A 22,852-nucleotide genomic window follows, 5' to 3' on the forward strand; every position below is an offset into this window, starting at 1 on the left:
TGCATGGCAGATGTGAAATTTTTCCTGCCCGCTCGGGGGGATGACTTGATCCGGGTCAAAGTCCTTGCGGCTTTTGCAGCCTAGCGTTCATCAGGGAGATACGCGCGGAGGATACCATGTCGTACAAATCCATTCTGACCATCGTCACCGATCCCGCAGCAGCAGGATCGCAGCTTGAGACCGCAATCGCGGTCGCCCGGCGGCAGGACGCGCATCTCGATGTGCTCTGCCTTGGCGTCGATCGGACGCAGACGGGCTATTACTACGCTGGCGCCACCGCCTTCGTGCAGCAAGAGGTGCTCGACCGCGCCCAGCAAGATGCGCGCGAGGTCGAGGCCGCCGTCAAGGCGCGCCTCGGAGCCGAGGATATCCGCTGGGGCTCGGACACGCTTGTCGTGCAGATCGGCGCCATCGCCACGGTCGTCGGGCTGCGCGCCCGCTTTGCCGATCTCGTGGTCATGGGGCGGCCCTATGGCAAGGGTCGCGGGCAAGAGCTTGAGGCCGTCGTCGAGGCGGCCCTGTTCGAGGGGCAGGTTCCGGTGCTCATCGTACCCGACGGCTACAGTGGCGCGGCAGTCGCGGCGCGCGTGGTCGTCGCCTGGAACCAGTCGAACGAAGCCATGAGCGCTGTGCGCAAGTCTCTGCCGGCGCTGAAGGCGGCGCAACAGGTGGATATAACCGTGATCGACCCGCCGACCCATGGCCCGGAACGCTCGGACCCCGGCGGTCAGCTCAGCCAGATGCTCGCGCGCCACGGCGTTCATGCCGAGGTCTCGGTGCTGGTCAAGACCATGCCGCGCGTCTCGGATGTACTCAACCGTCACGTGCGCGACACCAATGCCGATATGATCGTCATGGGTGCCTATGGCCACTCGCGCTTCCGCGAAGCGATCCTGGGCGGCGCGACGCGCAACATGCTGGAACTGGCCGAAGTGCCGGTTCTGATGGCGCATTGAAACGACCGGAAGACCACTCACAAACCAAAGCGGCGCCCCTCGGGGCGCCGTTTGCCGTTTTCAGTCGCTGTGGTCAGACCAGGAAGCCGCCGTCGTTGTCGTCGCCCGCCTCTAGCAGCAGGCGGTCCATATCCGGCACGGTCACGTGGCGCTTGCCCTCCAACTCGATCACCCCGTCGCGCTTGAGCGCGGACATCTGCCGCGAGACCGTCTCGAGCGTCAGGCCCAGGTAATCCGCCATCGCCTCGCGCGTCAGCGGAAGGTCGAAGGTCATCCGACCCTGCGGATGGCGCAACTTGATCGAGGCATCGCGGCGCGCCACGATCGACAAGAGCGATGCGATCTTTTCCCGCGCCGTCTTGCGCCCCAGAAGCAGCATCCATTCCCGCGCTGCATCGAGCTCGTCGAGCGTCATCTGCAGCAGCCGCTGCGCAATATGCGGGGTGCGCTCCATCATCTCTTCGAACGGCTTGCGGCGGAAGCAGCACATCAGGATGTCGGTGGTCGCCGTCACATTATAGGCCGCAAACTCGCGCCCCGGACGGCCCACGAAATCTGATGGCAACAAAAGGCCCACCATCTGCGTGCGCCCGTCTTCAAGCGTTTGGGTCAGCGTCGCGATGCCGGTGACCACCGAGGCCACGAAATCCATCTTGTCGCCCGCCCAGATAACGGTCTGACCAGCCTCAAAACTACGGTAATATTTGATCGATTCGAGTTCTTCGAGTTCGTCTGTTTCGCACCTTGCACAAACAGCGCGGTGGCGAATAGGACAGTCTCCGCAGGCAAGGGAGACCGGATACACGTCGTCGTGTGCCATCTGTGTCACTTGATTTGGGTCAATTTCTGTTGCGCGTCTTGTCGGTAACGATACGCGCATGGAACAGGAATCGCAACTCACCCGGCTCGGGCTATTCGACGCACGGGTGCCCCGTTATACAAGCTATCCGACCGCGCCCCACTTCTCGACCGACGTGGGGCCGTCGCACTTCGAGGAATGGATCGAGGCCATACCGGCCGGCGCCTCCATCTCGCTTTACATGCATGTGCCCTTCTGCCGCAGGTTGTGCTGGTTTTGTGCCTGCCGCACGCAGGGCACGCAAAGCGACGATCCGGTGCGGATCTATTCGGAAACCCTGCTGGCCGAGCTGAAAATGCTCAAGAGCCGCCTTGCACCCGGCGTGACGCTCTCGCGCCTGCATTGGGGTGGCGGCACGCCCACGCTGATGCCCGCCGACATGATGCGCCGCGTCGCGGCCGCCGTGTTCGAAGCGGTGCCGATGGGCGAAGGTGCTGAATTCTCGGTTGAGATCGATCCGAACGAGATCGACGATTCGCGTATGGATGCGCTGGCCGAAAGCGGGCTGAACCGCGCCTCGATCGGGGTGCAGGATTTCGACGAGCAGATCCAGCAGGTGATCGGCCGCGACCAGAGCTATGAAATCACCCGGCGCGCGGTCGAGATGATCCGCGAGCGTGGCGTGCAAAGCCTCAACGCCGACATTCTCTATGGCCTGCCGCACCAGACCCCGGCGAAAATCTCGGATTCGGTGCAGAAGCTGCTCTCGCTCGGCCCCGACCGGGTGGCGCTTTACGGTTATGCCCATGTGCCGTGGATGGCGCGGCGGCAGAACATGATCCCGTCAGACCACCTGCCGACCCCGCAAGAACGCCTCACGCTGTTCGAGACCGCGCGGCGTCTGTTCGTGGCGGATGGCTATGACGAGATCGGCATCGACCACTTCGCCCTGCCGACCGACGGGCTGTCGAAGGCGCTGAAATCGGGCAAGCTGCGCCGCAACTTCCAGGGCTACACCGACGATCTGGCCGAAGCGCTGGTGGGTATGGGCGCAAGCTCGATCTCGCGCTTCCCGCAGGGTTTCGCACAGAACGCCTCGGCGACGGGCGCGCATACGGGCGCGATCCGCGATGGCCGCTTCTCGACCTCGCGCGGGCATGTCTTCACCGAAGACGACAAGATGCGCTCGCGCCTGATCGAGGCCCTGATGTGCGACTTCAAGGTCTCGGCGCAGGAACTGGTGCGCGATTATCGCGCCGATCCGGTGAAACTGGCCGAGATGTTCGCCAGCTGCGCCTCCAAGTTCGAGGACATGGTGCAGGTAACCACCGAGGGTCTGGAGATCCCCGAAAAGGGCCGACCGCTGACCCGCATGATCGCCCGGCATTTCGATGCCTATGACCTGTCCAAGGCCGGTCACAGCTCGGCAATCTGATCTATTCGAAAGGCTGACCTGCCCCGCCTCACAGCGGGGCTTTTTTCTTGCTCAGACGCGTTCGCCCAATGCGGCGGTGATCAGCTCGCGCGTGTAGTCGGTTTGCGGGCGCGCGAAGATTTCGGCGGCGGGGCCGGCCTCGACCACATCGCCGCGCTTCATCACCATGACCTTGTGCGCCAGTGCGCGCACCACGCGCAGATCGTGGCTGATGAACAGATAGCCAAGCCCGTGGCGGCGTTGCAGATCGCGCAACAGGTCAACGATCTGCACCTGCACCGTCATATCGAGCGCCGAAGTTGGTTCATCCAGCACTACCAGACGCGGGCGCAGGATCATCGCGCGGGCAATGGCGATCCGCTGGCGCTGACCGCCCGAGAACTCATGCGGGTAGCGCGTCATCGAGCCGGGGTCGAGCCCGACCTCGGTCATGATCTCGGCCACCATGTCGCGCCGGTTGCGACCCGGATCGACGCCATGCACCGTCAGCCCCTCGCCGATGATCTGCTCGACCGTCATGCGCGGGCTCAGGCTGCCGAACGGATCCTGGAAAACGATCTGCATGTCGCGCCGCAATCGGCGCAGTTGCCGCGCCTGCCAGTCGGCAATGTTCTGCCCGGAATAGACGATCGGCCCTTCACTGGCGATCAGACGCATGATGGCCAGCGCCAGCGTCGTCTTGCCCGAGCCGGATTCGCCCACGATCCCCAGTGTCTCGCCCGCGCGCACGCTCAGCGATGCGTCATTGACGGCCTTCACATGGCCGATGGTGCGGCGCAAAAGCCCGCGCTGGATCGGAAACCAGACCTTGAGATGCTCGGTCCGCACCAATTCCTCGGCACCTTCCGGCACCGGGTCGGCCAGCCCTTTCGGCTCGGCCGCCATCAGCTTGCGGGTATAGGGGTGCTGCGGGTTGGCGAATATCTCCTCGGTCCGCCCCTGCTCGACAATCTCGCCCATCTGCATGACGCAGACCTTGTCGGCGATCCGGCGCACGACGTTCAGATCATGACTGATGAACAGAAGGCTCATGCCCTCGGCCCGTTTCAACTCGGCCAGCAACTCAAGGATCTGCGCCTGAATGGTCACGTCGAGCGCGGTCGTGGGTTCGTCCGCGATCAGCAACTCGGGGCCGTTCGCCAGCGCCATGGCAATCATCACGCGCTGGCGCTGCCCGCCCGAAAGCTGGTGCGGGTAATCCTGCAAGCGGCTTTCCGGGTTCTGGATCCCGACCTTCTCCAGCAACTCAATGATCCGCGGGCGCGCGGCGTCGCCGGTGATGCCCTGATGCAGCGCCAGGCTCTCGCCGATCTGCTTTTCCAGCGTGTGCAGTGGGTTGAGCGAGGTCATCGGCTCCTGGAAGATGAAACTGATGTCATTGCCGCGCACTTCAAGCAGCTTGGCCTCGGGCGCGCCGATCATCTCGGCGCCCTCATATTGGACCGAGCCAGACAGCTCGGCGTTCGAGCCAAGCAGTGCGACCGTGGCCAGCGCCGTGACCGACTTGCCCGAACCGGATTCCCCCACCAGCGCAACGGTTTCGCCCTTTTCGACCGTGAAGGACACACCCTTGACCGCCGGGATGATCTTGCCGTCCTGCCGGAACGAGACGCGCAGGTTATCGACCTTGAGAACGGTGCTCATTTGAAGACCTTTCTCGGATCGAAGGCATCGCGCACGCCTTCAAAGATAAAGACGAGCAGAGAAAGCATCATCGCGAAGGTGAAGAAGGCCGAAAACGCCAGCCAGGGCGCCTGAAGGTGCTGCTTGCCCTGCAACGCCAGTTCCCCCAGCGAGGGCGCGGAACTGGGCAGGCCATAGCCGAGGTAATCGAGCGAGGCGAGCATCGAGATCGTGCCGGTGATGACGAAGGGCAGCATCGTCAGCGTGGCGACCATCGCGTTGGGCAGGATGTGGCGGAACATGATCACCCGGTCCGACACGCCAAGCGCCCGCGCGGCGCGGACATACTCGAAGTTGCGCGCCCGCAGGAACTCGGCTCGCACGACGCCGGTCAGGGCGGGCCAGCCGAACAGGATGGCCACGAAAACCAGTAGCCAGAAACTTCGCCCCAAGATCGCGAAGAGGATGATGATGACGTAAAGCGAGGGGGTCGAGCCCCAGATCTCCAGCAGGCGCTGGAAGACCAGATCGACCCGCCCGCCGAAATAACCCTGCACCGCCCCCGCCGAGATACCGACGACCGAGGCCACCGAGGTCACGATCAGCGTGAACAGGATCGAGGTGCGGAAGCCGTAGATCACGCGGGCCATCACGTCGCGCGCGGTATCGTCGGTACCGAGCCAGTGCTTGCTATCGGGTGCCGAGGGTGCGGTGCCCACGTTGTTGATCGTGCGGTAGTGATAGGGGATCGGCGGCCAGATCATCCAGCCTTTCTCGATCGGCTCAGCCTCGACCGTACCCTTGGTGCGGGCCTCCTCCATATAGGTGTCGGGGTCGTCCCAGCATTCCTCGCGCCCGCCGGTGACGATCAGGCACTGCACCGCCTCATCGCGGTAGATCGCCTCGGTGCGGAAATCGCCGCCAAAGGCGGTCTCGGGGTAGAAGCGATAGGCGGGCACGAAGAACTCGCCCCGGTAGCGCACAAGGATCGGCTTGTCGTTCGCGATCACCTCGGCAAAGAGCGAGAGCACGAAAAGCGCCAGGAACAGCCACAGCGACCAGAAGGCGCGGCGGTTGGCCTTGAAGTTGCGCCAGCGGCGCGCGTTGAGCGGTGAGAGCGCCATCAGCCGGCCCTCCGCTCGAAATCGATCCTGGGATCGACGAAGACATACATCAAGTCAGACAGGATGCCGACGACCAGCGAGATCAGGCCAAAGACGTAAAGCGTGCCGAAGATGACCGGGTAGTTCCGCTCGACCGCGGCCTGGAAGCCCAGAAGCCCCAGACCGTCGAGCGAGAAGATCGTCTCGACGATGATCGAGGCGCCGAAGAACACGCCCAAAAAGGTGGCCGGAAAGCCTGCGATGACAATCAGCATGGCGTTGCGGAAGACATGGCCGTAAAGCACCTTGCGCTCGGCCAGGCCTTTGGCGCGGGCGGTCATGACATATTGCTTGTTGATCTCATCCAGGAACGAGTTCTTGGTCAGCAGGGTCATGGTCGCAAAGCTTGAGATGGTCGTGGCGATCACCGGCAGCGCGATGTGCCACAGGTAATCCAGCGCCTTACCCATCATGCTCAGCTGATCCCAGTTGTCCGAGGTCAGCCCGCGCAGCGGGAATATCTTCCAGTACGACCCGCCCGCGAACAGCACCATCAGCATGACCGCAAACAGAAAGCCGGGGATCGCGTAACCGATGATGATCGCACCCGAGGTCCAGGTATCGAAGGGCGTGCCGTCCTTGACGGCCTTGCGGATGCCAAGCGGGATCGAGATCAGATAGGCGAGGATGGTGGACCACAGCCCCAGCGTGATCGACACCGGCATCTTGTCCACGACCAGTTCGATCACCGTCTGCGAGTGGAAGAAGCTCTTGCCGAAGTCAAAGCGCAGATAGTCGCCCATCATGTAGAAAAAGCGTTTCCAGGCCGGGATCGGCTCCTTGCGGCAGGCGGGGTCTTTCAGATCGGGCGTGCCGGTGAAGCCCTCGTCGCAGACGATGCGCGAAAAGCCCATCTGCACCTCAAGCTGCGCGAGCAACTCGGGCGAGATACCGCGCGCACCCTGATAGCCGCTATCCTCGACGCCACCCTGCGCGGCCCCTGCATCGCCCCCGCCCGAGATGTTGCGCAGCGAATCCGCCTCGCCCTCGACGCGGGCGATGATCTGTTCGATCGGCCCGCCGGGAACGAACTGGGTCAGCGTGAAGTTGATCAGCATGATCCCGAACAGTGTCGGAATCACCAGAAGCAACCGCCTGAGGATATAGGCGCCCATACCTGCTCTGCCTTTATTATTCTTCCGCTCAGAACGCGCCGGCGGCTTTCAGTTTCTCGGCTTTCTCGGCGTTATACCACCAGAAGTCCAACTCGCCCAGAGCGTAGGGCGGCAGGTTCTCGGGGTGCTCGTACATGTCGAAATAGGCGACCGTGTGGCTGCCCTTGTACCATTGCGGGACCCAGAAGCGCAGGGCGCGCAGGGCGCGGTCCAGCGCATGGACGCGTGGCGTCAGCTCGTCCTTGGTCTTGGCTTCCTCGACCAGACGGATCAGCTTGTCGATTGCCGGATTGGCCAGCCCCATGGCGTTGAACACGTCATCGGTCGAATTCGAGCCGAAATACTGCTGCAGATCGGCGCCGGGGATATAGTCCTGCCCGAGATGGGCAGAGATCATGTCGTAGTCATGACTGCGGCGGCGGTTCTCATACTGCGCGTCATCGACCCGCGACATGGTGGCATCGACGCCAAGCGCGCGCAGGTTCTCGACATAAGGGTTGATGACCCGATCGAAGGTCTGGCTGTCGTTCAGGATCTCGACCCGCAGCGTCTCGCCGCGCGCATTGCGGCGCACGCCGTCGTCGTCAACGGGCCAGCCCGCCTCATCCAAGAGCGCCGCGGCCTTGCGCAGGTTGCCCCGGTCAAGCTGGCGCGTGCCGGAAACCGGCGCCATCGCCGCCTCGTCGGTCAGAATCCCCTCCGGCAGATCGGCGGCAAGCGGCTCGAGGATCGCGACCTCCTCGGGCGAAGGTACGCCCGTCGCAGCCAGTTCCGAGTTCTCCCATGCCGAGTTCACCCGGTCATAGAGGCCGTAAAACAGCGTCTCGTTCGACCATTCGAAGTTGAACATCAGCCCAAGCGCTTCGCGCACGCGGATATCCTGAAACTTCTCGCGCCGCAGGTTGATCGCGAAGACCTGCCCCGAGGCGATATCGCCCGAGGGCAGTTCGGCCTTGACCACCTGCCCCGAGTTGAACGCCGGGAAATCATAGGCCGTCGCCCAGATGATCGAGCTGGCCTCGTTGCGGAAGGTGTAGGAACCCGCCTTGAAGCCCTCGAAGGCCGCCTGATAGTCGCCGTAATACTCCACCCGGATACGATCAAAGTTGTTCTTGCCCCGGTTGATCGGCAGATCTTCACCCCAGTAATCGGGGTTGCGCTTCCAGATCACCGTGCGGCCATCCTTGGCGCTGTCGAACATATAGGGCCCCGAGCCCATCAGCACCTTGTCCGAGGCCTTTTCGAGATCCAGCCCGTCGCGCTCAAACTGCGCCTTGGACAGCACCGGCAGCCCGCCCGCCGCCTGAATGATATCGCGGCGCGGGTAATCGGGTGTGAAGGTGAACTTGATGCGGCGCGCGTCCAGCACCTCGGCCGAGGCGATTTGTTGCGAGACGACTGCACGGAAGGACGACAGCCCCTTGTCGCGAAAGACTTCATAGGAGAACAGCACATCCTCAGAGGTCATCGGCGTGCCGTCGGAAAACCGCACCCCTTCGCGCAGGGTGAAAATCACCCAGTCCCTTGAGGCCGGGTACTCGAAGCTCTCGCAGAGCAGGCAATACGCCTCGCCGACGGTGTCCGCCGTACCCGTGAGCATCGATTCATGCGGCGCCGAGGACAGCGCAGCGGCGCGGCCCTCAAGCGTGTAGGGATTGAAATTGTCGAACCCGCCCGCCGTCCATTCCGAGATCTCGCCGCCCTTCGGGGCATCGGGGTTCACATAGTCGAGATGCGTGAAGTCAGGGCCGTATTTCAGATCGCCCAAGGTCGCGATCGCGCTGGCGACGATGGTCTCCTCGGCCCGCGCAAGGCCCGCGAGGCCCATCCACAGCGCCGCCCCTACGACCGCGGCCCCAAGCATCAGCCCCGGTCGCCGGTCCTGCGCCGCCACTGCCACCGCCTGCTTCCTCGCCATCCGGGCCTCCCTTTCCAAACACTTCCGGCTAGCTAAAAGCGCGACGCGCGCGGGCGCAAGTTGCAACTGCGTGAGATGAAAGGAAAAGGCCGCACCTTTCGGCGCGGCCTTCGAATTCAGCACGGTGATCGCGGATCAGCCGCCAAGCGAGCGGAGGTAGGCGATCAGGTCGGCGCGGTCCTCGGCCTTAGGCAGACCGGCGAAGGACATCTTGTTGCCCGGAATGTAGTCTTTCGGCTTGGCGAGCCAGGCGTCCAGCGCCTCGAGCGTCCAGGTGCCGCCATGGGCAACCATCGCGTCCGAATAACCGAAGCCCTCGACGCCAGCGACAGCGCGATCGACCACACCATCGAGATGCGGGCCGGTGCCGTTGCTGCCATCGACCTTGTGGCAGGCCTTGCACTTACCGAAGACTTTCTCGCCCTTGGCAGCATCGCCGCCGTCCAGCGCGACGACAACTTCTTCCTCGGCGGCAGCTTCCTCACCACCACCGGCGTCGAGCAGACCGCCCGGTGTCGCCGTCATCATCGCGACTTCGGCATGTTCGCCTTCCGCTTCGCCATGGGCGGTATCGCCGATGGTGAAGAGCGCGTTCGATGCCGTGTTGGCGACGAGGAAGAACAGAAAGGCGCCCAGCAGAGCGCCCGCTGCCTTGAGGACATTCATGGTTTTGAACATAGCACTTCCCTGATATGGCCGTTCAGTTGAGGGCATGTATCCGGTTTACGCCCCGTGTTTCAAGGTTTCTTTGCGTGGCAATGCGACAAACCTGCGCCTGAGCGTGCATTTCCGGCCTAGCCGTGGGCTTTGGCGCTTTCCTCAGCCTTCCCCGCGCGCTAATGCAGTGCCACACCAGCCGATGGGGGAGCGCATGAGCCACAAACTGACCGGACGGATCGCATTCCAGGGCGAGCCCGGGGCCTATTCGCATCAGGCCTGCCGCGACGCCCGCCCCGACATGGAGGCCCTGCCCTGCCGCACCTTCGAGGACGTGATCGAGGCCGTGCGCAAGGGCGATGCCGACCTTGCCATGCTGCCGGTCGAGAACTCGACCTATGGGCGCGTGGCCGACATCCATCACCTGCTGCCGGAATCGGGGCTGCATATCATCGACGAAGCCTTCGTGCGGGTGCATATCAACCTGCTGGCAGTGAAGGGCACGAAGCTTGACAATGTGCGCGCCGTAATGAGCCACACCGTCCTTCTGGGCCAGTGCCGGGGCTTTCTGCAATCGCACGGGCTGGAGCGGATCACCGGTGCCGACACCGCAGGCTCGGCCAAGATCGTCGCCGAGCAGCGCGATCCTTCGGTCGCGGCGCTGGCCTCGGAACTGGCGGGCGAGATCTACGGTCTGGACGTTCTGGCGCGCCATATTGAGGACAAGCAGGACAACACTACCCGCTTCCTGATCATGTCGCGCGAGCCGAACCTAGCGCGCCGTGGCGACGGGACGATGATGACCACCTTCGTCTTCCGCGTGCGCAACATCCCGGCCGCACTGTACAAGGCGATGGGCGGGTTCGCGACGAATGGCGTCAACATGACCAAGCTGGAAAGCTACATGGTCGGCGGCAGCTTCACCGCAACCCAGTTCTACGCCGACATCGAGGGCCACCCCGACGACCACAATGTCCGCCTCGCGCTGGACGAGCTGCGCTATTTCACCTCGCAGCTGGATCTTCTGGGCGTCTACCCGGCCGACCCGCGCCGTCAGTCCTGAGAGCCACGCTCGATTCGGCGCGCGAAGCCGCGCACCCGATCGGCGAGTTTCTTCTCAAGTCCCGCGCGCCCCAGCCGGGCCGATTGCACCACCAGCCGCGCGCCAAGCGTGCGCGGCTTGACCTCAAGCCCCACGATCAGCCGCGTGCGCTCTCGCGCCAGCGCCATCAGGCGCAGTTCCAGCAGCACCTCGTAGCTGCCCGACAGGCCGCGATAGTCCAGCGCCTCCGGCCGGTCGAACCGCTGAATATCGGCCATCAGCCGACGCGCCTTGCCGCGATAGTCGAAATCGATCAGCCAGGACATGCCTGGCGCGGGCGCGCTCAGCGTATCGGTGCGCCGCATCGACACGCCCCGGCGCAGCGCCTCGCCGCGAAACACCGCGAAATCGGCGAGGTGATCGAAAATGTGATCGGGTGTCGCGTTAATATCTTCTCGGGTCGAAAGTCGCATTCTCAGAATCCTTGGGCGGGCAAGTCAGAGCCGGTCGGCCAGCCAGTGTCTGAGCAGCCATCCCGCGATGGCGCCCTTGCGCGGCGCCCGGATCTCGGGGTCTTGCCCGGCGAAAATCGCAGCCAGACGTTCGCGCGTCACCCACAGGGCATCCTCGATCTCGACCGGGTCGATGGTGATCGCATCGCTGATCGCCTCGGCGCGGCAGCCCAGCATCAGCGAGGTCGGGAAGGGCCAGGGCTGCGATGCAACAAAGCTGACCGCACCCACCTGAACACCGGTTTCCTCGGCCACTTCGCGGCGCACGGCAGCCTCGAGCGGCTCGCCCGGCTCCATGAAACCTGCGAGGCAGGAATACATCCCCTCGGGCCAGGGGTGGCTGCGCCCGAGCAGCACGCGGTTGCCGCGTGTCACCAGCATGATCACCACCGGATCGGTGCGCGGGAAATGCTGCGCGCGGCAGGCGATGCAGCGGCGCTGCCAGCCCGCCTGTTCGGGCTGACTGGGCGCGCCGCAGCACGAGCAGAAGCGGTGCGTGGCCTGCCATGACAGGATCGCCCGCGCGGTCGCGGCCAGCTCGGCCGCGCGCGGATCAAGCGCCATCATCTGGCCGCGCAACTCGGCAAAAAACGTGCCTTCGGGAAGTTCGGGGTGGCGCTGTTCGCTCGCGTCGAAGAAGGCCGCCGGGTCTGGCAACGGGCCATCGGGCACCCAGTCCGAGACATCCTTGGCGAAGATCGCGACGCCCTCGCACAGGCCCAGAAAGATCGCGCTCTCGCCGCCGGCAGCCAGCAACCTATGCCCCGGCGCGATCGGCGCCAGTCCGCGCCCCGCCGCCGTGGCGGGGGCATCTTCGGCCGCGAACAGCGGGCGACCACGCCAGAACGGAAGGATCAGCGTGGCCGGGTCCGCAAGCGCCTGCGCCAGAAACGCAGCATCGCCGCGCAGATGCGCCGCACGCTCCAGCCCCGAACCGGCGAAGGCCAGCCCTTCGCGCTCCAGGGCCTCGGCCAGAGCAGCCGTCGGCGCGTGGCCCGCTGTCGTGAATGCGCTCATCTTTCCCCACCCCTTCGCTTGCGGAACTGATCGCATGAAAGCCCTGAATTGGCCAGTAGCGTTGCAGGGATGTCGCGCGAATGGGTAAACCTCTGGTGCGGCGGCGCTTTGAGTTGGCTTTGATCGCAACTCTCCCTTAGGTTGTGCACGAAATGGAAGGTAAGCAGGAATGACGGCAGGTTCCGCGCCCAATCGCCCCCCCGATGGGCCCCGGATCGCACTACGATTGCTTGAGACGACCGATCTGCACGGCCATATCCACGGTTACGACTATTACACCGACCGCCCGAGCGACGCGGTGGGCCTTGCACGCCTGACCAGCCTGATCGACATCGCCCGCGCCGAGGCCGCCAATTGCCTTCTCTTCGACAATGGCGATTTCCTGCAAGGCACCGCGCTGACCGAATACTGGGGCCGCGAGCATGGTCTGGCCGCGGGCGAGACGCATCCGATGATCGCCGCGATGAATGCCGTGGGCTATGACGCGGGCACGCCGGGCAATCACGAGTTCAACTATGGTCTCGAATTCATGCTGCGCGCACTGGCCGGGGCCGCGTTTCCGATGGTCTGCGCCAATGCGATCACCGAGCGAAGCCCCGAGCCCCTGCGCGACCGCACCCTGCTGCCGCCCTGGGTGATCCTGACGCGACAGATGCGAGACACCGCAGGCACGGAACACATGCTGCGCATCGGCGTGATCGGTTTGTTGCCGCCGCAGATCACCGCCTGGGATCGCCAGCACCTTGAAGGGCGCTTGGCCACGCGCGATATCGTCGAAGCGGCGCGCGCCCATGTGCCCGCCTTGCGCGCCGCCGGGGCGGATCTTGTGGTCGCGCTGGCGCATACCGGGATCTCGGCCTGCGAGGAGGATGCCGAACATGCCGCCCTTGCACTGGCACGCGTGCCGGGGATCGACGTGCTGCTCTGCGGCCACAGCCACCTGCCCTTCCCCGGCCCTGAAACCCGTCCGGCCCCCGGCATCGACCCGGCGCGCGGCACGCTTCATGGCAAGCCCGCGATGCTTGCGGGGCGGTGGGGCTCGCATCTGGGGGTGATGGACCTACAATTGCAGCGCTGCTGCGATGGCTGGCGCATCGCCGATTTCGCAACCGAGCTGCGCCCGATCCGCCCGCCCGCAGGCGCCCCCCGCCCGCCCGAGGCGCCGCGCATCATCGCCACCAATACCGCCGCCCACGCGAAGACCCTGGAGTTCGCCCGCCGCCCGGTCGGGCACTCTGCGGTGGCGCTGCACAGCTACTTTGCCCCCGTCGCGCCGGACCGCGCGCTGACGCTGGTTGCGCAGACGCAGCACGACCACGTTCGGCGATGCCTGGGCGACGATCTGCCTATCCTGTCCGCCGTCTCGCCCTTCAAATGCGGCGGGCGGAGCGGGCCCGAGCATTTCCTCGACATCCCGCCGGGGCCGCTGACAACGCGCCATATCGTCGATCTCTACCTCTTCCCGAACACGATCAGCGCGATAGAGATCACCGGCGCCGGGTTAGCCGACTGGCTGGAGCGTGCGGCGGGGCTGTTCCATCGCCTCAACCCGGGCGTTCAGGACCAGCCTCTGCTGAACCCCGATTTCCCCTGCTACAATTTCGATGTGATCCTTGGCCTGACCTACCAGATCGACCTATCACAGCCCGCGCGCCATGCGCTCGACGGTCGACTGGTGAACCCGCAGGCACGACGCATCGGAAAGCTATGTCATAAGGGCCACCCCGTCGCACCCGATGATCGCTTCATTCTGGCCACGAACAACTATCGCAGCTCGGGCGCGGGGGGTTTTGTCGCCGAAGGGATCAGCGTGCTCGATCTCGGCCCGCCTGTCTCCGCGCAAGACGCGTTGATGCAGGCGGTACAGAGCGTTCCCGCTGTTGCGCCGCAAGCGACGCCGGTCTGGCGCTTTGCTTCGATGCCGGATACCTCGGCACTCTACCGCACCGCGCCCCGCGCGGCACGGTTCCTGCCGCTGCCCAATGGCCCGCATATGGAAGCGCTAGGGATCCGCGACGACGGTTTTCTTGAGCTGCGGTTGTTCTTTCAGGAGTAAGCGCGATCTTCACCCAAGCCTGACGACGCCGGGATAAGAGCTTTTCCAACAAAGCGCGCCCATCACCCGCCTGACCCGGCCGGGGGTTTCACACCCCCGGACCCCCGTGGGATATTTGGGCCACATTGAAGGGGCAGGTCAGCCCCAGGTCGGGTGGAAGCGGTTTGCGGGCGAGAGGGTAAAGATCTCGCAGCCGTCGGAGGTGACGCCGACCGAATGCTCAAACTGCGCGCTGAGCGACTTGTCGCGGGTCACCGCGGTCCAGTCGTCGGCGAGCACCTTGGTTTCGGGGCGACCGAGGTTCACCATCGGCTCGATAGTGAAGAACATGCCTTCCTCGAGCATGGGGCCGGAGCCTTTTCGGCCGTAGTGCAGCACATTCGGCGGCGCGTGGAAGACCCGGCCAAGGCCGTGGCCGCAGAAATCGCGCACCACGCCCATACGGTGGCCTTCGACATATTGCTGGATGGCAAAGCCGATGTCGCCGAAGGTGTTGCCGGGGCGGACCTGCTCGATCCCGATCATCAGCGCGTCATGAGTGACCTGGATCAGGCGCTCGGCCTTGCGGCTGAGGTTGCCTGCCACATACATACGCGAAGTGTCGCCGAACCAGCCATCGAGGATCACGGTCACGTCGATGTTCAGGATGTCGCCATCCTTGAGAACCTTGTCACCCGGGATGCCGTGGCAGACCACGTGATTGACCGAGATGCAGGAGGCATGTTTGTAACCGCGATAGCCGATGGTGGCCGAAGTGGCGCCCAGTTCCGTGACGCGGTTGCGGATGAAGTCGTCCAGCGTGCCGGTGGTCACGCCCGGCTCGACCAGGGCGGCAACCTCGTCAAGGATGCGCGCGGCGCAATGGCCGGCGGCCTGCATCCCGTCGAAATCGGCTGCTTCGTAGATACGGATGCCGTCCTTGGTCACCCGGCCGCGGGCTTCTTCCACTGCTATTCTCCTGCTTGGCTTGGGCCCTAGATAGTCATTTCTGCGCGCCTTGGCCAGAGCCGGGCTTTCGCGACGCAAGCGCGAGGCTTATACATTGGCGCAAAGGAGGCCCGCGATGCCAAACCCCACCGCTGCGACCCTGATTATCGGCGACGAAATCCTGACCGGCCGCACCCGCGAGGGCAACGCCCATTTCCTGGCCGGAGAGCTTGCGAAAGTGGGCATAGACCTGCGCCAGATCCGCGTGATCGGAGATGAACACGCGAGCATCGTGGCGGCGGTGCGCGCGCTGTCCTCCAGCCACGATCATCTGTTCACCTCGGGCGGGATCGGACCGACCCATGACGATATCACCGCCGATGCGGTGGCCGAGGCCTTCCGTCGCCCGATTGGCGTGCGCGAGGATGCCCGTGCGATCCTCGCCGCGCATTACGCCGCGCGCGAGGTCGAATTCACAGAGGCCCGGCTGCGCATGGCCCGCATCCCCGACGATGCGCGGCTGATTGACAACCCGGTCTCGGGCGCGCCCGGTTTCAGCATCGGAAACTGCCATGTGATGGCGGGCGTTCCCAATATCTTTCAGGCGATGGTCGCGGGGCTCTTGCCGAGGCTGACCGGGGGCGCTCCGCTATTGACCCGCAGCTGGCAGATGATGATCCCCGAGGCGGCGATCGCCGATGAGTTGGGCGCGCTGGCTGCGGCGCATCCGGATGTCAGCTTCGGCTCCTACCCATTCGTGACCGAGGGGCGCTATGGCACCAACCTCGTCGTGCGCACAACCGATCCCGCGGCGCTTGAGGCCGGGTTCGCCGCGCTGCAAACCGCCTTCCCGGAGGGACAATGACCGAGCAGGTCTTCGCAGTCATCGACGCCACCTGGCCCCCTGCCGCCCGCTCGGAAGCCGGCGGCTTCGTGATCCGTGAGGGCAAGGGCGGCGGCTCGCGCGTCAGTGCGGCCTCGCGATGCGCGCCCTGGGAGGCGTGCGATCTGAAGGCGGCCATCGCGGCGCAGCGCGCACTCGGCCAGAACCCCAAGTTCCAGATCCGACCCGGCGATGCGGCGCTGGACACGGCGCTGGAGGCGCGCGGCTTTGTCGTGACCGACCCGACCGTGATCTATGACGCCCCCATCGACGCGCTTCAGGGCGAGGTGCCACCCGTCACAGCCTTTGCCCATTGGCCGCCCTTGCAGATCGCGCGCGATCTGTGGACCGACCTCGGCATCGGCCCCGCGCGACAGGCGATCATGGAGCGCGCCGACGCGCCCAAATGCTGCATTCTCGGGCGCAAGACCGACCGCGCCGCCGGAACGATGTTCGTGGCGATCCATGACGCGGTGGCGATGATCCATGCGCTGGCAATCCTGCCCGAGATGCGCCGCATGGGCCTAGCCCGCGCCATGATCCACGAGGCCGCGCGATGGGCCGCCGAGAACGGAGCGCATCGGATGATGCTGGTGGTGACCGAGGCAAATGCCGAGGCGAATGCGCTTTACCGCGTGCTCGGGCTGGAAATGATTGGCCGCTACCACTTTCGCAGCGAGGCCGCGAAATGAAGCTTGCGATCTGGGTTGCCGCTCTGGCCCTGCCCTGCGCCGCTGCTGCCTTCGAGCCGACCCTGCCCGAGGGCGCCGCGCAAAGTGCCGAGGCGATCAACCCGGCGACCAGCTACGGGCTGCTGACCGGCCCCTGGAAAGACGGCAAGGCACAGCGCATCGCCATCGAGGGACCGCGCACTGACAGCGCCTGGCGACTGCGCGCCAACCAGATGACCACCTTGCAGATCCTCGCGCCGCTGCGCGAACAGATCACGGCGGCGGGCTATCACATCCTGTTCGAATGCGAGACCGACGCCTGCGGCGGTTTCGATTTCCGCTATGAACTGGGCCTGTTGCCCGAGCCCGAGATGCATGTCGACCTGAGCGATTTTCGCTATCTCGCGGCGCGCAACGCGTCCGACTACCTCGCGCTGACCGTCAGCCGCTCGAGTGAGTCGGGGTTTATCCACCTGACGACACTTGCGGCCCAGCCGATTGCCGTTGCGGCGCCGACGAACCCGCTGGCGCAAAACCGGCCCGTAGTCGAACTGCCCGTCACTCCGCTCGGCACCGCGTTGGAAACCCAGGGCTCGGTCGTGCTGGAAGATCTGGTGTTCGAAAGCGGCAAGAGCACGCTCGAGGGCGAGGATTTCCCCAGCCTCGCGGCTCTGGCCGACTATCTCTCAACCCGCCCCGAGGCGCGGGTGACGCTGGTAGGTCATACCGACACCATCGGCGGGCTTGAGCCCAATATCGCAATCTCGCGCCAACGCGCCGAATCCGTGCGCAACCGTCTGATCGAGCGTTACGGCGTCGCGGCCGCGCAGCTTGGGGCAGAGGGCGCGGGCTGGCTCGCACCGCGTGCTAGCAACCAGACCCCAGAGGGGCAGGCGAAAAACAGAAGGGTCGAGGCAATACTTACCTCGACCCCCAGTTGATGGCGCCCGACAGGGACAGCGCCGAAGAAAGCGGGTTCACCAGATATCCGGACCCTTGTCCGAGAACGTCGCGGCGAGAAAATCGATGAAGGCGCGGACCTTGGGCTGGGTGAAACGGCCCGGCGGGTAGATCGCGTAGATGCCCTGCGTCTCGGTCGGCAGATCGGGGATCGCATCCTCGACCAGCCCCTGCCGCATCGCATCTGCGAAAAGGAACGAGGGCAGATAGGCGATTCCCAACCCCGCGATACAGGCATGCAGCAGCGATTGCCCGTCATTCACCGTCAGCCAGCCGTTCGAGCGCACCTGCCGCCGCTCGCCCGAGGGGGCGGTGATCTTCCAGACATTGCCGTTCGACTGGCTGGAGTAATGCAGCAGCTTGTGATCGGTCAGATCGTCGATCCGCATCGGGCGCCCGTGGCGCTGGAAATAGCTGGGCGAGGCAATCATCCGCTGCGAGGTCTCGGTCAGCTTGCGCGCGCGCAGGCTCGAATCCTCCAGCTCACCCACCCGGATCGCCATGTCGAACCCTTCCGAGATTAGCTCGACATACCGGTTGTTCAGCACCATGTTCACGGTAATATCAGGATATTCCTGCAAGAATTCGCCCAGAACCGGCGAGAGCAGATTGACCCCGAAATCCGTCGCCACCGAAATGCGCAGCAGACCCGAGGGCGCAACCTGCATCGAAGTCACGAGCGCGTCGGCCTCTCCGGCATCATTGAGCACCCGGCGCGCACGATCATAATAGGCCAGACCGATCTCGGTCGGGCTGACGCGGCGGGTGGTGCGGTTCAGAAGCCGCGCGCCAAGACGCGCCTCAAGCGACGAGACATGCTTGGACACCGCGGATTTCGAGATGCCCATCTTCTTGGCTGCATCCGTAAAACCACCCTGATCCACCACAGTGGCAAAGGCTTCCATTTCGGTCAGGCGATCCATCTTTCACCCTTCGGCAAACTCGTCGGTTCGCTCACCTATGGCGGGTAATTCGGGCCGAAATGGGGCCATGGAGAGACAATACCGGGAAAGTAGGGCGCGTTGAGTCCGCGGCGGAAACGATGGCGCCGCGCCCGTGACGCGGCGTTCGGCGTGACAGTCTCTGACGTTCACGTCACATTGCGCCCAGCCAAGGGAGGAAACCTATGAGCCAATATCCGCATATGCTGGCCCCGCTCGATCTGGGGCATGTGGTCCTGAAGAACCGCGTGCTGATGGGCTCGATGCACACCAATCTCGAAGAGACCGGCGACTGGAACCGCGTGGCCGAGTTCTACGCGGCCCGCGCACGCGGCGGCGTGGCGCTGATGGTCACCGGCGGTATGGCTCCGAACCATGAAGGCGGCGTCTTTCCCGGCGCGGCAGGCCTGTTCACCCCGCAAGACATCGCCAACCACCGCGTGATCACCGACCGGGTGCATGAGGCGGGCGGGCTGATCGCCATGCAGATCCTGCACGCGGGCCGCTACGCCTATGGCCCCGAATGCGTCTCGGCCTCGGCGATCAAGTCGCCGATCTCTCCCTTCCCGCCGAAGGAGCTTGATGAGGAGGGGATCGAGAAGCAGATCGCCGATATCGTCACCGCCGCCATCCGCGCGCGCGAGGCAGGCTATGACGGGGTCGAGGTGATGGGCTCGGAGGGCTATTTCCTCAACCAGTTCCTCGTACGCCACGTGAACCGCCGCACCGATCGCTGGGGCGGCGCCTATGAAAACCGCATGCGCCTGCCGGTCGAGGTCGTGCGCCGTGTGCGCGAGGCCACCGGCCCGGATTTCATCCTGATCTACCGCATCTCGCTGATCGACCTCGTGCCCGATGGCTCAACCTGGGACGAGGTGGTGCAACTCGCCAAGGCGATTGAGGGCGCGGGCGCCTCGATGCTCAACACCGGCATCGGTTGGCATGAGGCGCGCATCCCCACCATCGCGACATCAGTCCCGCGTGCGGCCTTCGCCTGGCTAACCGCGCGCCTGCGCCCCGAGGTCTCGATTCCGGTGATCACCTCGAACCGCATCAACACGCCCGACGTCGCCGAGGGGATTCTCGCGCAGGGTCAGGCCGATATGGTCTCGCTCGCACGCCCCTTCCTCGCCGATCCCGATTTCGTCGCGAAAGCGGCCGAGGGCCGCGGCGCGGAAATCGCCCCTTGCATCGCCTGCAACCAGGCCTGCCTCGATCACACCTTCTCGGGCAAGATCTCGACCTGCCTCGTGAACCCCCGCGCCGCCTTTGAAACCGAACTGTCTCTGACCCCGGCCGAGCAACCCAAGGCGATCGCGGTGGTCGGCGCAGGCCCCGCAGGCCTCTCCGCCGCCATCACCGCTGCCGGGCGCGGCCATGCCGTGACCCTCTTCGACCGGGCATCGGAAATCGGCGGACAACTCACCATGGCCCGCACCATCCCCGGCAAAGAGGAGTTCCACGGCCTCACCGACTGGTTCGCCACGATGGCCGCCCGCAGTGGCGTCACCCTACGGCTTGAAACCGAGGCCACGCCAGAATTGCTCGCGCCTTTCGACGAGGTGATCATCGCCACTGGCGTGATCCCGCGCGACCCCGGCATCCCCGGTGAGGAACGCGCGGCCAGCTACATAGACATTCTCACCGGCCGCGTTACCGCTGGCCCGCGCGTCGCCATCGTCGGCGCAGGCGGCATCGGCTTCGACGTTGCCGAGTTCCTCACGACCTCGGACAGCCCGACGCTGCACCCCGAGGAATGGATGCGCGAATGGGGCGTGGGCGACCCCGCCACCACGCCGGGCGGCCTTGCCAAACCGCAGCCCGAGCCGCCCACCCGCACCGTCACGCTCCTGCAACGCAAGCCGGAGAAACCCGGCCGCAAGCTCGGCAAGACCACGGGCTGGATTCACCGCGCGACCCTTCATGCCAAGGGCGTCAAGATGATCGGCGGCGTCAATTACGAACGCATCACCCCCGAGGGCCTGCATATCTCCTTCGGCCCGGCGCACGAAAACCCGACGCTGATCGAGGCCGACACGGTCGTCCTCTGCGCCGGGCAACTGTCCGAGCGCAGCCTCGCCGACCAACTCATCGCGGCGGGCGTCACCCCCCATATCATCGGCGGCGCCGATGTCGCGGGCGAGCTTGACGCCAAACGCGCCATCAATCAGGGCACCCGCCTCGGCGCGATGCTCTGACCGGCGGGGCCTCCCCGGCCCCTCCATTTCTTCTTGGCAATAAATACCTCGGGGTGAGCGGCCTCCGGCCGCGAGGGGCAGCGCCCCTCAGCCCTCTGCTTCCGCGCAATGCCGCCGGAAGGCGCGCTTGAGCATATCCAGCTCGGCGCGCAACAGGTCGATCTCGGCGCGCAGATCCTGTTCCAGCGGCGCCCCTGTCACGATCGAGAACCGCTCGACGATCTCCCCGTTCTCCAGATCGCGCACCAGGAAGGTCTGCACCCCGTCCGCAAGCACCTCGGTCGGGATCGGCAGGCTCAGCCGCCACTTGCCTTCGGCCAGACGCTCGGCCCCAAGCCCCTCCAGCACCTGCCCCAGATGCAGCACCTCGACGCGCGGCAACTCCTGCGACAGGATTACACCTTCCCAGATGCCCCCACGAATCCGCGACAGTTCCAGCATGGCTTTCGCTCCTCAGATCTCGGCGCGCGGATGGCGCAGCAGATGCAGATCGCGCAACACGATCTCATTCATGCTCGGCGCATCGAAACTCAGATCGAGCCAGACCTTCTCGACCCGCTTCTCGTTGAACTTCACCGAGCCCAGATCGAACTCGACACTTTGCGGCCCCGACTGACCCGATAGCTGAAGAACGACCTGCGCAGTGTTCGGACCATGCTTGATATTGAGCCGTCCGAAAACCGGCACCGCGCGCTCACGCTGCATATCCACCGACAGCCGCATCAGATGCGACCGGCGCAGCCCGCGCAACGCTGCCTCGGGCAGATCCAGCGCGACCGACAGGAACGAGCCGCCAAATCCCAGCACATCGAGCTTGAGCCCAAAGGGCGCCACATCCCCGCGCCGGGAGTTGCGGATCTGGCGCAGGGTCAACTCGCGTTTGGGACAGTCGTGAAACACCGCAACCTCAGAGCTCAACCGGTCGTGACTTGCGACTCTGGCGATCCCCGCGGGCCGCACCGGCCCCGACCACAGTGCCGGTCGCCAGGCCCAGTCGCACCCAAGCGGGCGCTCGATCGCATCGCCCGTCACGCCCGCTACAAGCCGGGTATCCGAGACATGCAACACCCGCTCCACCTCGCGGCGCAGCGCCTGCGCCTGCGTGCGCAACACCCGCAGATCGGCCAGCGCGGCGCGCTCGGCCAAGCGCGCGGCGCGCCCCCAACGGTTCAGCGTTCGGGCTTGCACGATGCGGTCAAGCAATGAGGTCGGAATCTTGTTCATGACGCGGTCATAGCAGCAAATCGTTACAGATACGGATACCACAATGGGCCGACGCCGCAGAAATTCGCGCCCAAGGCAGCAGGACTAACTTAACACGCAGTCCTACCCGCCCAGACGGCGAGGTCAATTTGCACTTTTGGTCCGTGCGACGAAGTCGCGCAGCAGGGCAAGCTGCTCGTCATCACCCAGCCCGCTCTGCGCCAAGGGCATGACCGACAGCGCCGTGATCCGACCGCTAACACCGGTGACCGCGCGCCAGTAGGTTTCCGCGACCGGGGTGCCACGGCTGGCCGAGCGGTCGCGCAGCTTCATGATCAGCGCCTTGTCGCGCACGCGCGCGCTCAGGATCTCGACATCAGCCGCCTTGCCCGAGCGGGCAAGCGCCGCCCGCCCCGCCTCGGATCGGAAAAACGCCTCGATCTGCGCGAAATTCTCGGCCACCGGCTGCGGGCTTTGCGGCCCGACGCTCGCGCTCAGCAGCGCCCGCGCCGGGGGTTTAGGCGCCTGCGGATTGCCCGAGATCGCCGCGCAATTGCCAAAGAGCACAAAGCTGCCCGTCGCCCCCTCACGGGTCGAGCGCGGATCGACGCAAAACCCGTAGGGCGCGCTCAGCGTCACCGCGCCGCCTGCCACCGCAACCTTGCTGACCGCGCGCACGCCACCCGTTTGCTCGACACAGGCGGCAAGCAACAGCGCCCCCGCCCAAAGGGCGCGGCGGACAAGGGCTCCAGCAGGGAATCGGCGAGCGAACATGG

21 protein-coding genes are annotated in these 22,852 nt (G+C 65.1%); 8 read left to right on the forward strand and 13 right to left on the reverse strand.

What is annotated here, in order from left to right; translation table 11 throughout:
* The first annotated feature begins 116 nt into the window (after positions 1-116).
* Complete coding sequence (locus tag N3C64_RS05840; protein ID WP_260012756.1) at positions 117-956, forward strand: universal stress protein; 840 nt, start codon at positions 117-119, stop codon at positions 954-956.
* Between the two features lie 73 nt (positions 957-1,029).
* Here N3C64_RS05840 and fnrL read toward each other — a convergent pair whose 3' ends face one another.
* The gene (gene fnrL, locus N3C64_RS05845) at positions 1,030-1,776 is read right to left on the reverse strand and encodes a transcriptional regulator FnrL (RefSeq protein ID WP_218628850.1); all 747 of its coding nucleotides are present in this window, start codon (positions 1,774-1,776) and stop codon (positions 1,030-1,032) included.
* A 58-nt stretch (positions 1,777-1,834) separates the two neighbouring features.
* On the opposite strand from fnrL, the gene hemN reads away from it, so the two are divergent.
* The gene (hemN, locus tag N3C64_RS05850; RefSeq protein WP_260012757.1) at positions 1,835-3,190 is read left to right on the forward strand and encodes an oxygen-independent coproporphyrinogen III oxidase; all 1,356 of its coding nucleotides are present in this window, start codon (positions 1,835-1,837) and stop codon (positions 3,188-3,190) included.
* Positions 3,191-3,241: 51 nt separating this feature from the next.
* Here the strand turns inward: hemN and N3C64_RS05855 are convergent, their stop codons facing one another.
* From N3C64_RS05855 to N3C64_RS05875, 5 genes are all read right to left on the reverse strand, one after another.
* A complete protein-coding gene (locus tag N3C64_RS05855; RefSeq protein WP_260012759.1) occupies positions 3,242-4,834 on the reverse strand; it encodes an ABC transporter ATP-binding protein in 1,593 nt (530 codons plus the stop codon).
* Complete coding sequence (locus N3C64_RS05860) at positions 4,831-5,937, reverse strand: ABC transporter permease (protein ID WP_260012762.1); 1,107 nt, start codon at positions 5,935-5,937, stop codon at positions 4,831-4,833. Before N3C64_RS05860 ends, N3C64_RS05855 begins: the two co-directional genes overlap by 4 nt.
* Positions 5,937-7,091, reverse strand: coding sequence for a microcin C ABC transporter permease YejB (locus tag N3C64_RS05865; RefSeq protein WP_218628854.1), 1,155 nt, complete (start codon positions 7,089-7,091; stop codon positions 5,937-5,939). The genes N3C64_RS05860 and N3C64_RS05865 overlap by 1 nt, the downstream gene beginning before the upstream one ends.
* Positions 7,092-7,119: 28 nt before the next feature.
* Positions 7,120-9,009: an extracellular solute-binding protein gene (locus N3C64_RS05870; protein WP_375546098.1), complete on the reverse strand. Its 1,890-nt coding sequence runs from the start codon at positions 9,007-9,009 to the stop codon at positions 7,120-7,122.
* A 135-nt stretch (positions 9,010-9,144) separates the two neighbouring features.
* Entirely contained in the window at positions 9,145-9,687 is a 543-nt protein-coding gene (locus N3C64_RS05875) for a c-type cytochrome (protein WP_218628856.1), read from the reverse strand.
* Between the two features lie 205 nt (positions 9,688-9,892).
* Here N3C64_RS05875 and N3C64_RS05880 point away from each other — a divergent pair, with 205 nt between their 5' ends.
* A complete protein-coding gene (locus tag N3C64_RS05880; protein ID WP_260013115.1) occupies positions 9,893-10,729 on the forward strand; it encodes a prephenate dehydratase in 837 nt (278 codons plus the stop codon).
* On the opposite strand, the gene N3C64_RS05885 is transcribed toward N3C64_RS05880, so the two are convergent.
* Both N3C64_RS05885 and nudC read right to left on the reverse strand, forming a co-directional pair.
* Positions 10,720-11,181: an SRPBCC family protein gene (locus tag N3C64_RS05885; RefSeq protein WP_260012765.1), complete on the reverse strand. Its 462-nt coding sequence runs from the start codon at positions 11,179-11,181 to the stop codon at positions 10,720-10,722. The genes N3C64_RS05880 and N3C64_RS05885 overlap by 10 nt on opposite strands.
* A gap of 24 nt (positions 11,182-11,205) precedes the next feature.
* A complete protein-coding gene (gene nudC, locus N3C64_RS05890; RefSeq protein ID WP_260012772.1) occupies positions 11,206-12,237 on the reverse strand; it encodes an NAD(+) diphosphatase in 1,032 nt (343 codons plus the stop codon).
* Positions 12,238-12,406: 169 nt separating this feature from the next.
* Here nudC and N3C64_RS05895 point away from each other — a divergent pair, with 169 nt between their 5' ends.
* A complete protein-coding gene (locus N3C64_RS05895; protein ID WP_260012774.1) occupies positions 12,407-14,293 on the forward strand; it encodes a bifunctional 2',3'-cyclic-nucleotide 2'-phosphodiesterase/3'-nucleotidase in 1,887 nt (628 codons plus the stop codon).
* Positions 14,294-14,431: 138 nt separating this feature from the next.
* On the opposite strand, the gene map is transcribed toward N3C64_RS05895, so the two are convergent.
* Positions 14,432-15,241 (reverse strand): type I methionyl aminopeptidase, encoded by an 810-nt coding sequence (map, locus tag N3C64_RS05900; protein ID WP_260012777.1) that lies wholly within the window; start codon positions 15,239-15,241, stop codon positions 14,432-14,434.
* Positions 15,242-15,356: 115 nt separating this feature from the next.
* Between map and N3C64_RS05905 the strand changes: the two genes are divergently transcribed.
* The 3 genes from N3C64_RS05905 to N3C64_RS05915 are packed head-to-tail and all read left to right on the forward strand — an operon-like array spanning position 15,357 to position 17,715.
* Positions 15,357-16,085, forward strand: a complete 729-nt coding sequence (locus N3C64_RS05905) for a competence/damage-inducible protein A (RefSeq protein ID WP_260012779.1) — start codon at positions 15,357-15,359, stop codon at positions 16,083-16,085.
* Positions 16,082-16,795, forward strand: a complete 714-nt coding sequence (locus N3C64_RS05910; RefSeq protein ID WP_260012781.1) for a GNAT family N-acetyltransferase — start codon at positions 16,082-16,084, stop codon at positions 16,793-16,795. Before N3C64_RS05905 ends, N3C64_RS05910 begins: the two co-directional genes overlap by 4 nt.
* Positions 16,792-17,715 (forward strand): OmpA family protein, encoded by a 924-nt coding sequence (locus N3C64_RS05915; protein WP_260012783.1) that lies wholly within the window; start codon positions 16,792-16,794, stop codon positions 17,713-17,715. Before N3C64_RS05910 ends, N3C64_RS05915 begins: the two co-directional genes overlap by 4 nt.
* Positions 17,716-17,751: 36 nt before the next feature.
* Here N3C64_RS05915 and N3C64_RS05920 read toward each other — a convergent pair whose 3' ends face one another.
* Positions 17,752-18,657 (reverse strand): LysR family transcriptional regulator, encoded by a 906-nt coding sequence (locus N3C64_RS05920; protein ID WP_218628863.1) that lies wholly within the window; start codon positions 18,655-18,657, stop codon positions 17,752-17,754.
* A 203-nt stretch (positions 18,658-18,860) separates the two neighbouring features.
* On the opposite strand from N3C64_RS05920, the gene N3C64_RS05925 reads away from it, so the two are divergent.
* Positions 18,861-20,873 carry an NADPH-dependent 2,4-dienoyl-CoA reductase gene (locus N3C64_RS05925; protein WP_260012784.1) on the forward strand — a complete coding sequence of 671 codons (2,013 nt, stop codon included), beginning with the start codon at positions 18,861-18,863 and terminating at the stop codon, positions 20,871-20,873.
* 87 nt (positions 20,874-20,960) lie between these two features.
* On the opposite strand, the gene N3C64_RS05930 is transcribed toward N3C64_RS05925, so the two are convergent.
* The 3 genes from N3C64_RS05930 to N3C64_RS05940 form a co-directional block, all read right to left on the reverse strand.
* Positions 20,961-21,314 carry a hypothetical protein gene (locus N3C64_RS05930; RefSeq protein WP_218628865.1) on the reverse strand — a complete coding sequence of 118 codons (354 nt, stop codon included), beginning with the start codon at positions 21,312-21,314 and terminating at the stop codon, positions 20,961-20,963.
* A 12-nt stretch (positions 21,315-21,326) separates the two neighbouring features.
* Positions 21,327-22,097 (reverse strand): DUF6478 family protein, encoded by a 771-nt coding sequence (locus N3C64_RS05935; protein ID WP_260012787.1) that lies wholly within the window; start codon positions 22,095-22,097, stop codon positions 21,327-21,329.
* 123 nt (positions 22,098-22,220) lie between these two features.
* Positions 22,221-22,850 (reverse strand): hypothetical protein, encoded by a 630-nt coding sequence (locus N3C64_RS05940; RefSeq protein ID WP_218628867.1) that lies wholly within the window; start codon positions 22,848-22,850, stop codon positions 22,221-22,223.
* Positions 22,851-22,852: the final 2 nt, after the last annotated feature.

Origin of the sequence: Sedimentimonas flavescens, from assembly GCF_025154035.1 — a bacterium.
Classification (GTDB): Bacteria; Pseudomonadota; Alphaproteobacteria; order Rhodobacterales; family Rhodobacteraceae; genus Rhodobacter; species Rhodobacter flavescens.

What these genes read in the sequence shown, in the direction of transcription:
- N3C64_RS05840 (WP_260012756.1), top strand. Translation starts at nt 117, where the DNA reads ATGTCGTACAAATCCATTCTGACCATCGTCACCGATCCCGCAGCAGCA.
- fnrL (WP_218628850.1), bottom strand. Translation starts at nt 1,776, where the DNA reads ATGGCACACGACGACGTGTATCCGGTCTCCCTTGCCTGCGGAGACTGT.
- hemN (WP_260012757.1), top strand. Translation starts at nt 1,835, where the DNA reads ATGGAACAGGAATCGCAACTCACCCGGCTCGGGCTATTCGACGCACGG.
- N3C64_RS05855 (WP_260012759.1), bottom strand. Translation starts at nt 4,834, where the DNA reads ATGAGCACCGTTCTCAAGGTCGATAACCTGCGCGTCTCGTTCCGGCAG.
- N3C64_RS05860 (WP_260012762.1), bottom strand. Translation starts at nt 5,937, where the DNA reads ATGGCGCTCTCACCGCTCAACGCGCGCCGCTGGCGCAACTTCAAGGCC.
- N3C64_RS05865 (WP_218628854.1), bottom strand. Translation starts at nt 7,091, where the DNA reads ATGGGCGCCTATATCCTCAGGCGGTTGCTTCTGGTGATTCCGACACTG.
- N3C64_RS05870 (WP_375546098.1), bottom strand. Translation starts at nt 9,009, where the DNA reads ATGGCGAGGAAGCAGGCGGTGGCAGTGGCGGCGCAGGACCGGCGACCG.
- N3C64_RS05875 (WP_218628856.1), bottom strand. Translation starts at nt 9,687, where the DNA reads ATGTTCAAAACCATGAATGTCCTCAAGGCAGCGGGCGCTCTGCTGGGC.
- N3C64_RS05885 (WP_260012765.1), bottom strand. Translation starts at nt 11,181, where the DNA reads ATGCGACTTTCGACCCGAGAAGATATTAACGCGACACCCGATCACATT.
- nudC (WP_260012772.1), bottom strand. Translation starts at nt 12,237, where the DNA reads ATGAGCGCATTCACGACAGCGGGCCACGCGCCGACGGCTGCTCTGGCC.
- N3C64_RS05895 (WP_260012774.1), top strand. Translation starts at nt 12,407, where the DNA reads ATGACGGCAGGTTCCGCGCCCAATCGCCCCCCCGATGGGCCCCGGATC.
- N3C64_RS05905 (WP_260012779.1), top strand. Translation starts at nt 15,357, where the DNA reads ATGCCAAACCCCACCGCTGCGACCCTGATTATCGGCGACGAAATCCTG.
- N3C64_RS05910 (WP_260012781.1), top strand. Translation starts at nt 16,082, where the DNA reads ATGACCGAGCAGGTCTTCGCAGTCATCGACGCCACCTGGCCCCCTGCC.
- N3C64_RS05915 (WP_260012783.1), top strand. Translation starts at nt 16,792, where the DNA reads ATGAAGCTTGCGATCTGGGTTGCCGCTCTGGCCCTGCCCTGCGCCGCT.
- N3C64_RS05920 (WP_218628863.1), bottom strand. Translation starts at nt 18,657, where the DNA reads ATGGATCGCCTGACCGAAATGGAAGCCTTTGCCACTGTGGTGGATCAG.
- N3C64_RS05925 (WP_260012784.1), top strand. Translation starts at nt 18,861, where the DNA reads ATGAGCCAATATCCGCATATGCTGGCCCCGCTCGATCTGGGGCATGTG.
- N3C64_RS05930 (WP_218628865.1), bottom strand. Translation starts at nt 21,314, where the DNA reads ATGCTGGAACTGTCGCGGATTCGTGGGGGCATCTGGGAAGGTGTAATC.
- N3C64_RS05935 (WP_260012787.1), bottom strand. Translation starts at nt 22,097, where the DNA reads ATGAACAAGATTCCGACCTCATTGCTTGACCGCATCGTGCAAGCCCGA.
- N3C64_RS05940 (WP_218628867.1), bottom strand. Translation starts at nt 22,850, where the DNA reads ATGTTCGCTCGCCGATTCCCTGCTGGAGCCCTTGTCCGCCGCGCCCTT.